At 72.4% G+C, this 10,987-nt stretch carries 12 protein-coding genes and 1 pseudogene; 6 read left to right on the forward strand and 7 right to left on the reverse strand.

Features of this window, described 5'->3' with window-relative positions; genetic code table 11:
- Window positions 1–30 precede the first annotated feature (30 nt).
- Both OO52_RS27475 and miaA read right to left on the reverse strand, forming a co-directional pair.
- Entirely contained in the window at window positions 31–510 is a 480-nt protein-coding gene (locus OO52_RS27475) for a hypothetical protein (protein WP_051818639.1), read from the reverse strand.
- Window positions 511–881: 371 nt separating this feature from the next.
- Entirely contained in the window at window positions 882–1,820 is a 939-nt protein-coding gene (gene miaA, locus OO52_RS27480) for a tRNA (adenosine(37)-N6)-dimethylallyltransferase MiaA (RefSeq protein ID WP_030647651.1), read from the reverse strand.
- A 182-nt stretch (window positions 1,821–2,002) separates the two neighbouring features.
- Here miaA and OO52_RS27485 point away from each other — a divergent pair, with 182 nt between their 5' ends.
- Window positions 2,003–2,296 carry a hypothetical protein gene (locus tag OO52_RS27485; protein ID WP_030647654.1) on the forward strand — a complete coding sequence of 98 codons (294 nt, stop codon included), beginning with the start codon at window positions 2,003–2,005 and terminating at the stop codon, window positions 2,294–2,296.
- A 24-nt stretch (window positions 2,297–2,320) separates the two neighbouring features.
- Complete coding sequence (locus OO52_RS27490; RefSeq protein ID WP_030647657.1) at window positions 2,321–2,608, forward strand: antitoxin; 288 nt, start codon at window positions 2,321–2,323, stop codon at window positions 2,606–2,608.
- A 236-nt stretch (window positions 2,609–2,844) separates the two neighbouring features.
- Here OO52_RS27490 and OO52_RS27495 read toward each other — a convergent pair whose 3' ends face one another.
- The 4 genes from OO52_RS27495 to OO52_RS27510 all read right to left on the reverse strand — a co-directional run bounded on the left by OO52_RS27495 (window position 2,845) and on the right by OO52_RS27510 (window position 6,434).
- On the reverse strand, window positions 2,845–3,558 hold the full coding sequence (locus OO52_RS27495; RefSeq protein ID WP_030647660.1) for a class III extradiol dioxygenase subunit B-like domain-containing protein: 714 nt from the start codon (window positions 3,556–3,558) through the stop codon (window positions 2,845–2,847).
- A 34-nt stretch (window positions 3,559–3,592) separates the two neighbouring features.
- Window positions 3,593–3,862: a hypothetical protein gene (locus tag OO52_RS27500; RefSeq protein WP_030647662.1), complete on the reverse strand. Its 270-nt coding sequence runs from the start codon at window positions 3,860–3,862 to the stop codon at window positions 3,593–3,595.
- A gap of 74 nt (window positions 3,863–3,936) precedes the next feature.
- The gene (gene miaB / locus OO52_RS27505; RefSeq protein WP_030647675.1) at window positions 3,937–5,466 is read right to left on the reverse strand and encodes a tRNA (N6-isopentenyl adenosine(37)-C2)-methylthiotransferase MiaB; all 1,530 of its coding nucleotides are present in this window, start codon (window positions 5,464–5,466) and stop codon (window positions 3,937–3,939) included.
- Between the two features lie 56 nt (window positions 5,467–5,522).
- The gene (locus OO52_RS27510; protein WP_030647676.1) at window positions 5,523–6,434 is read right to left on the reverse strand and encodes a LysR family transcriptional regulator; all 912 of its coding nucleotides are present in this window, start codon (window positions 6,432–6,434) and stop codon (window positions 5,523–5,525) included.
- Window positions 6,435–6,541: 107 nt separating this feature from the next.
- On the opposite strand from OO52_RS27510, the gene OO52_RS27515 reads away from it, so the two are divergent.
- From OO52_RS27515 to OO52_RS27525, 3 genes are all read left to right on the forward strand, one after another.
- Entirely contained in the window at window positions 6,542–7,411 is an 870-nt protein-coding gene (locus tag OO52_RS27515; protein ID WP_030647678.1) for an oxidoreductase, read from the forward strand.
- A 257-nt stretch (window positions 7,412–7,668) separates the two neighbouring features.
- Window positions 7,669–8,190: a regulator component gene (locus OO52_RS27520; protein WP_030647680.1), complete on the forward strand. Its 522-nt coding sequence runs from the start codon at window positions 7,669–7,671 to the stop codon at window positions 8,188–8,190.
- Entirely contained in the window at window positions 8,183–9,331 is a 1,149-nt protein-coding gene (locus tag OO52_RS27525; protein ID WP_030647683.1) for an MAB_1171c family putative transporter, read from the forward strand. The genes OO52_RS27520 and OO52_RS27525 overlap by 8 nt, the downstream gene beginning before the upstream one ends.
- A gap of 207 nt (window positions 9,332–9,538) precedes the next feature.
- Here the strand turns inward: OO52_RS27525 and OO52_RS27530 are convergent, their stop codons facing one another.
- Complete coding sequence (locus tag OO52_RS27530; protein WP_030647686.1) at window positions 9,539–10,375, reverse strand: SDR family NAD(P)-dependent oxidoreductase; 837 nt, start codon at window positions 10,373–10,375, stop codon at window positions 9,539–9,541.
- A 228-nt stretch (window positions 10,376–10,603) separates the two neighbouring features.
- Between OO52_RS27530 and OO52_RS27535 the strand changes: the two are divergent.
- A pseudogene (locus tag OO52_RS27535) lies at window positions 10,604–10,987 on the forward strand (RICIN domain-containing protein); the annotation flags it as partial.

Here is a 10,987-nt window from a genome sequence, read left to right on the forward strand (position 1 = left end):
GTGGGTACGACAGTGCCCGTTCCGGCGGGTCTAGCGCAGGCGGGCGACGCGCCACACCGCGAGCACGACGACCACGACCACCAGGAGCGCGTACCCGAGCACCACCCGCCAGTCGGGGCGGCGGCCGGAGCCGCGCGGGGGGAGGCCGGGCCAGGTGTAGCCCACCCGGCGGGCGGCCATCATGCCCCAGCCCGCGGCGCAGGAGCAGATCAGCAGGCCGAGCATGGCGATGACCGCACCGCTGTCGCCGAAGTCGAAGGCGAGCGGGAAGGCGAACATCAGGGAGCCGACGGCGGCCAGGCCCACGATGGGGGCGAGCTGCCAGATGCGCAGCCGGCGCTGCGGGCGCAGCTCGACCTCGACCTCCGGGCCGCCCGGGTACATCTCCTCGGGCGCCGGACCGTCGGCGGTCACACCGTCCACGGTGTCGTCGAAACCGTCATCGGCGAGAGGGTCCTCGGAGAGGCGGTCGTCGGAGAGGCCGTCACGGGAGAGGCCGGTGCCGGGCAGGCCGGTGTCGGACAGATGGTCCTCGGAGGGGGCGGTGTCGGACAGGCGCCCCTCGGACAGGCCGGTCTCTGTCAGACGGTCCTCTTCGAAGCCGTCGTCGGAGGCGGCGGCGTCCAGCAGGCCGTTCCCGCGCGGACGGCCGTCGGCGCGGCCGTTCACCCGCGGGCGGTCCACGTCCTGGCCCGGGCCGCCCCGGCCCGGATCGTCACCCTCTGTGGTGACGTGCTCGGCACTTCGTGCGGTGTCGCGAGGGCCGGCCTCCATCGCCACGCGCCCTCCCAACTAGGCTCCACTTGGTCGATCGAAGCTCGATGATGGCACGGCGCCCAAGGCCGAGATGACCGGCGGCGCATCCCGATGCCATGACGTGATCAGGCTGTAACCGGTCGTTCGACCAACGCCAGGGCCTGCTCCGGAAGTTCCCGGCGGTCCACCGCGGCCCCACTCAACCAGTGCACCCGGGGATCGCGCCTGAACCATGAATCCTGGCGGCGCGCGAAGCGCTTGGTGGCACGGACGGTCTCGGCCCGCGCTTCCGCTTCGGTGCACTCCCCGGCGAGTGCCGCGAGCACCTGCTGGTAGCCGAGCGCGCGCGACGCCGTGCGCCCCTCGCGCAGGCCTTGCGCCTCCAGTGCGCGCACCTCCTCCACCAGGCCCGCCTCCCACATGCGGTCGACGCGCCGCGCGATGCGGTCGTCCAATTCCGGACGAGCCACGTCGACGCCGATCTGGACGGTGTCGTAGACGGAGTCGTGACCGGGCAGGTTGGCCGTGAAGGGCTGGCCGGTGATCTCGATCACTTCCAGGGCGCGGACGATACGGCGGCCGTTGCTCGGCAGGATCGCGCGGGCGGCCTCGGGGTCGGCGGCGGCCAGCCGGGCGTGCAGCGCGCCCGAGCCGCGCAGCGCCAGTTCCTCCTCCAGGCGGGCCCTGACCTCCGGGTCGGTGCCCGGGAACTCCAGATTGTCGACGGCGCCACGGACGTACAGACCGGATCCGCCGACCAGGATCGGCCAGCGGCCCTCGGCGAGCAGGGCGTCGATCCGCGCGCGGGCCAGCTTCTGGTACTCGGCGACCGACGCGGTGACCGTCACGTCCCAGATGTCCAGCAGGTGGTGCGGGACGCCACCGCGCTCTTCGGGCGTCAGCTTGGCGGTACCGATGTCCATCCCTCGGTACAGCTGCATGGAGTCGGCGTTGACGATCTCGCCGCCGAGCTGCTGGGCCAGGAAGACGCCGAGATCGGACTTTCCGGCCGCGGTCGGTCCGACGACGGCGATGACGCGGGGGGCGGGGGGTGCACTGCTCACCGCAACAGTCTCGCAAACCTTCCGGCGAGGTCTCGAACGAGTTACGTGACGGTGTACGTCCCGGGTCGTTGCCCGTGCGAGGTACCGCCCGCCGGGCTGCCGGGGGCGGTGACCCGGGCGGCGCAACCTTACGCACCGGGTGACGCGGGAATTCGCCCGCACGAGTACCGTATGGAGTGGATATGGGCGTGTTTGCACGGCTTCTCGGCCGATCGAAGGCGACTCCGGAGACGTCGACCACGGCGGTGAGCACCGGCACGGAGCCGGAAGAAGCCGAGGCGGAGCAGGCGGAGTCGGTGGAGGCGAGGGAAGCCGGGTCGGCGGAGGCGGAGGACGCGTCCGGTGTCGGGCACGAGGACGTGGCCGTACGCTCGGACTCGGGTACGGACGACGCGTCCGAGGGTGCCGGAATCCCCCGGCAGCAGGCCGCAGGCGAGGCCGCCGACAGCCAGGCCGGCGAGGGCGCCCGCAGGTAACTGTCCCGCGAGGGAAGGTGGACCATGGGTCTGTTGGACAACATGAAGGCCAAGCTGGGCCCGGCCAAGGACAAGGTGTCGGACCTCGCGCGGCAGCATGGGGACAAGGTCCAGCACGGGATCGACAAGGCCGCCAAGGCCGTCGACGAGCGGACCAAGGGCAAGTACAGCGACAAGATCCAGGCGGGCACGGGCAAGGCCAAGGAGGCGATGGACCGCCTCGCGCACAAGAGCGGACCCGATGCGGCGCCCCACGACCCGATGACCCCGACCCGTCCGACCCACCCGGAGGGCCCGCCACCGGCTTCGTGAGAAGCCGACGGTCGTTCCTGGTGCCGTGCGCACGGGGCGTCCCGTGACTGCGGGGCGCCCCGGCGGCGTGCGCTTCCCCGAGAGCCAGGGTTTCCCCGCCCACCCGCGGCACAGGTGGCGCCGTGGATCAACTCACGCGGGAGCGGGGCCGTGCGTCAGCACGCGCGTGACCGGGACGTACGTCAGCACGCGCCGCAAGCAGGGGCCCACCCCAGCGCGCGCAGGAGCTGACCGGCTCAGGACCAGGTCGCGACCATGTACCCCACGCCGTACGGAGCGTCCTCGTACAGCAGTGCCCCGCCGAGGTTCGCGTTCTCGGCCGCGCCGGCCAGGATCTGCCAGGGCGCGCGGCCGGCGGCCTTCAGTTCGTGGGCCAGGGCCGGGTCCAGTGCCCGCAGCGCGGCCAGGTCCGCCGCGCCGAGTGCCCGGGCGGCCTCCGCGTCGAAGGGTGCCGCCCGCTCGTCCAGGTAGCCCGGCGCCTTGAGGGTGCGACAGGCGCTGCCGTCCCCCATCATCAGCAGGGCCACCCGCCCGGCCCGGCCGGCCAGCTCCCGTCCGGTCTCGGCGCACCGCTCCGGCTCCAGCGTCTCGGCGACGCCGAGTCCCTCGACGGGCGCATCGGACCAGCCCGTCCGTTCCAGCAGCCAGGCGCCGACCGCCAACGAGGTCGGCAGCCGGCGCTCCGGGGCGGGGTGACCGGCGGGCCCCAGGTGTACGTCCAGGTCCACCCCGAATCCGCGGAAGGTGCCCGGGGTGCCCTGCGGGAACGGGCCGTGCCCGCTCTCCTCGGCGGTGCCGACGACCACCAGCAGGTCGGGGCGGGCGGCGGCGAGCACGCCCAGCGCGTCCGTGCAGGCCGCGCGGGCGGCGTCCATTTCTGGTGCGGCGCCCGCCGCGACCTCGGGTACGAGCAGCGGTGGGCAGGGGCAGACTGCGGCGGCGACAAGCATGATCGGCAGCGTAACCCCGTGAGCGGGGCGCGTGTCACTCCTCGATCAGCACGTCCGTCAGGTCGATCACCGTCAGGACGAGCACCACGAGCTTGCCGTCGCTGATCACGTACTCGACGAAGAGGTTGCGGGAGAGCGCGATCTCCCGCGTCGCCTCGTCGCTCCCGACGGGGTGGGAGAGCTTGTGCCGCGGGTCGGTGACCAGGATGGCCAGTCCGCGCTCCAGCACGTCCCGCCGGTCGGCGGGCAGGCTGTCGCGTACGCGGGCGGCCCGCTCGGTGAACTCGACGCCGTACGGCAACACGTGGTGCTCCTTCTCGCCCCGCGCGGTGTACCAGGAGCGTGCTGCTCCCTCCCGCCCCGCAGTGTGCCAGGACCTCAGTCGCAGCCGCAGGCGCTTCCCGTGGTGGCCGGCAGCGGCGCCGGGACGCCGATCTTCGGCAGGCCGAGCATGACGCCCGCCGGCTTGGCGGCCGCCGCGGCGGTGCGCTTCTCCCAGGCGTCGCCCGCGCGCGTGCGCCGCACGCCGAGGACGGGACCCTCGGCGAGGAGGTGGTGCGGGGCGGCGTACGTGACCTCGACGGTGACGACGTCGCCGGGGCGCACCTCCTGGTCCGGCTTGGTGAAGTGGACGAGGCGGTTGTCGGGGGCGCGGCCGGAGAGGCGGTGGGTGGCGCCGTCCTTGCGGCCCTCGCCCTCCGCGACCATCAGCTCCAGCGTGCGGCCGACCTGCTTCTTGTTCTCCTCCCAGGAGATCTCCTCCTGGAGGGCGACCAGCCGCTCGTAGCGCGCCTGGACGACCTCCTTCGGGATCTGGTTCTCCATGGTCGCGGCGGGGGTGCCGGGACGCTTGGAGTACTGGAAGGTGAAGGCCTGCGCGAAGCGGGCCTCGCGGACGACGTGCAGCGTCTGCTCGAAGTCCTCCTCGGTCTCGCCGGGGAAGCCCACGATGATGTCGGTGGTGATCGCGGCGTGCGGGATGGCGGCCCGCACCTTCTCGATGATCCCCAGGTAGCGCTCCTGGCGGTACGAGCGGCGCATCGCCTTCAGGACCGTGTCCGAGCCGGACTGGAGCGGCATGTGCAGCTGCGGCATCACGTTCGGCGTCTCGGCCATGGCGGCGATGACGTCGTCGGTGAAGTCGCGCGGGTGCGGGGAGGTGAAGCGGACCCGCTCCAGGCCCTCGATGCCGCCGCAGGCGCGCAGCAGCTTGCTGAAGGCCTCGCGGTCGCCGATGTCGGAGCCGTAGGCGTTGACGTTCTGGCCGAGCAGGGTGATCTCGGACACGCCCTCGCCGACCAGGGCCTCGATCTCGGCGAGGATGTCGCCGGGGCGGCGGTCCTTCTCCTTGCCGCGCAGCGCCGGGACGATGCAGAAGGTGCAGGTGTTGTTGCAGCCGACGGAGATCGACACCCAGGCCGCGTACGCGCTCTCGCGGCGGGTCGGCAGCGTGGAGGGGAAGGCCTCCAGGGACTCGGCGATCTCGACCTGCGCCTCTTCCTGGACGCGGGCGCGCTCCAGCAGGACGGGCAGCTTGCCGATGTTGTGCGTGCCGAAGACGACGTCCACCCAGGGCGCCTTCTTCACGATGGTGTCCCGGTCCTTCTGCGCGAGACAGCCGCCGACCGCGATCTGCATCCCGGGGCGCGAGGCCTTCTTCGGCGCGAGCCGGCCGAGGTTGCCGTAGAGCCGGTTGTCGGCGTTCTCCCGGACCGCGCAGGTGTTGAAGACGACTACGTCGGCGTCGCCGTCGGAGCCCTCGGGGGCCCGCACGTACCCGGCCTCTTCGAGCAGCCCGGCCAATCGCTCGGAATCGTGGACGTTCATCTGGCACCCGTAGGTGCGGATTTCGTAACTCTTGGATCCTTGAACGTCCACTGCCGGGCTCCGGTCGCTGCTGCTGGTCATGCGTCAAGGGTAGGCGGTCCCGGAGGGGGCGACCGCTGCCCTGGCGGCCCGCGGTCTCAGGGCCGGCCTCCCGGGCATTCAGGAGGGGTGTCCGCGACGAGTCCCCGTACGGTGTCCGCGAACCCCTGGACGAGGTCGGTCTCCGTGCCCCGCACCCAGGCCATGGCGACGCACATGGGCTCGACGCCCAGCAGCGGGACCCAGGCGAGGTCGGGCCGGGCGTAGTACCGGGCCATGCCGGCCGGGGCGAAGCAGATGGCCTCCCCGGACGCCACCTGCTCCAGCATCTCCTCCACGTTGTCGTTGGTCGGTCCCCAGCGCGGAGGCGAACCGTCGGGCCTCGGGTTCACCGCCCACCAGTCCACCCAGGGGCGGGGCGCCCGCTCCGTCCAGGTGAGGGGTTCGTCCTCGACGTCGGTGAGGGTCACGCCGTCACGTGCGGCCAGGCGGTGTCCCCTCGGGAAGCCGACGACCCTGGGCTCGGAGTGGACCACCTCGCTGTGCAGGTCGGTGAGGTCGGCCGGCAGCCAGACGAAGGCGACGTCCACCCGGCCGTCGCGCAGTGCCGCCACCTCCTCGCCCCAGTCGAAGCGTTTCGGTTCGACCCGGACGCCGGGCCGGCGACGCGCGAACTCGCTGCGGGCCCGGGTGGTGAGCTCACCGGCGCCGCTGGCCTCGAAGCCCACCCGCAGCACCTGGGTGCCCGACTGCCGGTGGCGCTCCGCGAGCACCCGGACGCGGTCGGCCTGGCGCAGCGTACGGCGGGCCTCCGCCACGATGTCCCGCCCGGCCGCGGTGGCCGTCACCCCGCCTGCGTGCCGGTCGAAGAGCCGTACGCCGAGCTCGGACTCCAAGGACTTGAGGGCGTAGGAGAGGGAGGGCTGGGTCACGTACAGCGATTCGGCCGCCCGCCTCAGGTTTCCCTCCTCCGCGATGGCCACGAGATAGCGCAGCTGGCGTAGGTCCACGCTGGGATCATAAAGCGTCTCTATCGGGCGAGTGATCTCATGTCTTGGACAGGGCGCCCCGGCGCCTGACACAACTGGGAGCTGTAGACACCGACTTGGAGGATGCAGTGACCACCACCGACACCCCTTCGCCCACCCGCGAAGCCGAGGGCCGCGTATGGCTGATCACCGGTGCGTCGTCCGGCTTCGGACAGGCCATCGCGGAGGCGGCGCTGGCCGCGGGAGACACCGTCATCGCCGCCGCACGCCGGACGGAGGCGCTCGACGACCTGATCGCCGCCCACCCGGACCGTGCGGTCGCGGTCCGGCTGGACGTCACCGACACCGCCCGCATCGCCGAAGTGGTCGCCGAGGCCGTCCTCTGGTACGGGCGGATCGACATCCTGGTCAACAACGCGGGCCGTGGTCAGGTGGGCGCGGTCGAGGAGACCACCGACCGCGAGCTGCGGGACCTGATGGACGTCCACTTCTTCGGGCCCGCCGCGCTGGTCCGCGCCGTGCTGCCGCACATGCGGAGGCAGAAGTCGGGCGCCATCGTGCAGATGAGCAGCTTCGGCGGGCAGTTGTCCGTCGCGGGATTCGGCGCGTACTCGGCGACCAAGTGCGCTCTCGAGGGGCTTTCCGAGGCGCTCGCCCAGGAAGTGGCCCCACTGGGAATCAAGGTGCTGATCGTCGAGCCCGGGGCGTTCCGCACCAGCTTCTTCGGAGCCGCCATGAACGAGTCGGCGCCCCTGCCCGCGTACGAGGCGACCGTCGGTCCCACCCGCGCCGGCGTCGAGGGCGGGCACGGCAAGCAGCCCGGCGATCCCGCCAAGGCCGCCGCGGCCATCCTCGGCGCCCTCGACAGCGACAGGACGCCGCTGCGCCTGCCGCTGGGCAACGATTCCGTGGACGCGCTCAAGAGCCATCTGGACAGCGTCCGTGAGGAGTTGCTGGCCTGGGAGCCGGTCAGCCGCGACGTCGACTTCGACGCCTGACCCGGACCGGCCGTGCCCCACCTCACCGACAGCCGGGGCTTCGGGCGACTGTCCCGGCCTCGCGCGGCCGGCCCACGACGGGATCGTGAGCCGGCCGCGTACAGAGAGGGGTTTCGGGAGAAGATTTTCGCCAAAGGGCGACCGAAAGTCCCGGCAGGCGTGTGCAAGAGGGCGGGCGACCTGCTTAGGTGTGACCCACGGCTTGTCCGCTGGGGACGGGAAGTGATTCTCCCGCCCCGAACGGGGTGACACGGCAGGTGAGGAGAACGGGCGAGTACACCGCGCTACGGCGCCGATGCACCGCGATCCTGCGCGATCTCGGGGTGCGTCGGTCGCTGTCCCTGGACGCGGTCCGGGAGCGGGTGGAAGAACTCAGAGGCCGTCCGCTCGTGCTGAGGGAACTGCCCGAGGAGGCGGCGGCCACCGGAGCCTGCGGACTCTGGCTGGCCACCGGCAAGGCCGACTACGTCTTCTACGAGGCCCGCACCGCCCCGCTGCACCGGGAGCACATCATCCTCCACGAGATCGGTCACGTGCTGTGCGACCACCACCGGAGCCTCACGGACGACGGCGAGCAGCCGCCCGGTGACCTCCTGGTCGGCCTCCAGCCCCATCTCGTCACCCGGCTGATGGCCAGGACCAGCTACACGAACACCGAGGAACGAGAAGCCGAGATGATCGCCACTCTGATCCAGAGCGCCGGAACCGCCGGCCGGGTGGCCGGACCCCTGGGACGGCTCGGCGCGTTCCTCGGGGTGACGGCCGACGCCGGTGAATGAGCTGGCGGCCCGTGTCGGACTCGCCGGCGTCGTCGCCCTGTGGTTCGCGCTCGTCTGGCGGGCCCGGCCGGCACTGCGCCAGTCCCAGCAGCGGGGACTCTGGCTCACCGTGCTGGCGGCAACCGTCGCGATCACCCTCTTCCAGCCCGGGATCGTCGGCCCGCTCACGTCGGCCGGCCTCGATGTCCACACGGTGTCCCTCGCCCGCAATCTGATCGGCGTGCTCAGCGCGGGACTGGTCCTGCTCTTCGTGGTCGACTCCAGCGGCCCTCCGCGGCTGCGCCGCTGCGCGGCGGTGGGGATGACGGCGGCCCTGGTCTCGTTGCTCGCCCTGGATCTGCTGCACATCGGCACGGGAACGGCGTCCGCCCAGGGGCCCGCTTCCACCGCGTCCGCCTACTGGCTGATCCTCATCGCCGCCCACCTCGCCGGTGACGCCGCCGCCCTCGTGGTCTGCTGGCGGTTCAGCCTGCGGACGACCGAGCGCGATCTCGTATGGTCCCTGCGCCTGTTCGCGGCGGGCAGCGTGCTCGCCCTCGTCTTCTGGTCCGGCTACCTCTGGCACCTCTACGACCGTGCCCCGCGCCTGCTGCCCTACCTGACCGTGATCATGAGTGTGCACGGCTTCCTGCGAGCGGCGTCCCTGCTGGTCCCCAGCGCGAGTGCCCTCGCCCGGTCGGCCGGCGCGCTGCGGACGATCTGGCTGCTGTGGCCGCTGTGGCGCGACCTGGTGACGGCGGTGCCCCATGTGGCCCTCGCCAGGCCCCGGCGGTCCCGGGTCCAGGAGGTGCTGTGGCCGCGGCTTCCGCCGGCGTTGCAGGCGCACCGACAGACCGTCGAGACGTACGACGCCCTTCTGACGCTCCAGCAGTACGTGCGGCCGGACGCCTACGAGAGTGCGCACCGGTACGCCGGGCGGGCGGGGGTGCGCGACGATCGTCTGGCGTCCGCCGCGCTCGCCGGTGCCGTGGACCAGGCTCGGCGGGCCCTCCTCGCCGGCGTGCCACCGGCCGAGCCGCACCCGCTGCCCGGGGTCACGCACGGCAGTGCCGAGACGCTGCTCGGGATCGCCCGGATGTGGCCCGCCATGACCGACGCCCTCCCCTGCCCCGACCGGGCCTCACCGCCCCAGCGACGCTGAAGCCTGGCCGCCGCGCCGGCCGAGCAGCGCTGGAGCCTGGCCGGCCGTACCGAGGACGGGCCACCGGCGCCGAGTCCTCGCGAACCGTGCTGAAGATCGGCCGAACAGCGCCGAACCCTGGTCATTGCGCTGAACACCGGCGTTCAAGTGGCGCCGAAGCCTCGTCAGCATCGCCGAAGAACCGCCCCCCGCCGTTCTGAACGCCGGTCAGTGCGGAGCGGTGGGGCCGGTCTCGTCGTCGCGGGGCACGATCCGGTAGTCGAACGCGAGCGTTCCGGGATCGAGGGCCGTCGCGCCGCCGTCCACGGTGAGCACCGCGCCGTTGACGTACGACGCCGCCGGGGACAGCAGCCAGCCGATCGCCTCCGCGACCTCGCGCGGCTCACCCGGGCGCCCCTGCGGCAGCAGCCTGGTGGCCTCCGCGTAGGCGGCCTCCACCCCGTCGCCCGGCAGTTCCGCCTCCGCGGCGAAGCGGGCCATGCGCCGGTCGGCCATCTCGGTGCGCACCCAGCCGGGACACACGACGTTGGCCCGCACCCCCTGGCGCCCGTAGTCGACGGCGACGGAACGGCAGAGTTGGAGCAGCGCGGCCTTGGAGGTGGCGTACGGCGCGTTGCTCGTGCCGTTGCGCAGCGCGGACACCGAAGCGACGGCGACCACCGCTCCCCGGGACTCCAGCAGGTGCGGGATCGCGGCGCGCAGCAGGAGGAGCGGACCGGTCACGTTGGTGCGCATCACCTCGTCCCAGTCCCGCAGCGACATGTCGCCCACGGCTCCGCCGCGCCCGATGCCCGCGTTCAGCACCAGCCCGTCGAGCCGTCCGTACGCGGCCAGGGCCGCCTGGACCAGTCCCTCGACCGCGTCGGGGTCCCCGACGTCGGACGGATGCGCCAGCGCCCCCGTCTCCCGCGCCAGGCGCTCCAGGGGTTCCGCCCGGCGGCCGGACACGACCACCTGGTGACCCGCCTCCGTCAGCAGGCGCGCCGTAGCCTGCCCGATGCCCGAGCCGCCGCCGGTCACGACGACAACACGCTTGTCCTTCACCGCAGTTCAGGCCCCTTCACCGAGATCGCCGAGAATCACCGAGATCGTCAAACGCGACCGAGCTTAGGACCCGCCGTTGCGACCGGTGACGACTTCCGGCCAGCGTCCGCGCCGGTCGGCGGCTCGGCAACTCCCTTCCCTCACTTCTTACTTCACACCTTGACGGAAGTGGTCTGTACCTCTAGTTTCGCCGGGCGACCACCCACCCCACGAAAGGGTGCCCCCACGATGCCCAGAGTTAGGTCCTTCCCCGCGTCCGTGTCCGCCGCGCTGGCGGTCGCCGCTCTCACCCTGTCCGCCGGGCTTTTCGCCGCCTCCCCCGCGCAGGCCGCCACCGGCACGATCACCGGCCTCGCCGGCAAGTGCCTCGACGTCGTCGGCGCCAACTCCGCCGACGGCACACCCGTACAGCTCTACGACTGCAACGGCACCAACGCCCAGCAGTGGACGGTCGGCAGCGACGGCACCATCCGCGCCCTCGGCAACCGCCCACGACATCGTCAACCCGCAGGCGAACAAGTGCCTGGACGTCACCGACAACAACTCCGCCAACGGCACCCGGATACAGATCTGGAGCTGCACCGGCGGCGCCAACCAGAAGTGGAACGCGCC

It is taken from the genome of Streptomyces flaveolus, assembly GCF_000716535.1.
Lineage (GTDB): Bacteria > Actinomycetota > Actinomycetes > Streptomycetales > Streptomycetaceae > Streptomyces > Streptomyces flaveolus_A.

Coding starts and splice junctions, on each gene's coding strand:
- OO52_RS27485 (WP_030647654.1), top strand. CDS start 2,003: ATGGGCGTGTTTGCACGGCTTCTCGGCCGATCGAAGGCGACTCCGGAG.
- miaB (WP_030647675.1), bottom strand. CDS start 5,466: ATGACCAGCAGCAGCGACCGGAGCCCGGCAGTGGACGTTCAAGGATCC.
- OO52_RS27495 (WP_030647660.1), bottom strand. CDS start 3,558: ATGCTTGTCGCCGCCGCAGTCTGCCCCTGCCCACCGCTGCTCGTACCC.
- OO52_RS27490 (WP_030647657.1), top strand. CDS start 2,321: ATGGGTCTGTTGGACAACATGAAGGCCAAGCTGGGCCCGGCCAAGGAC.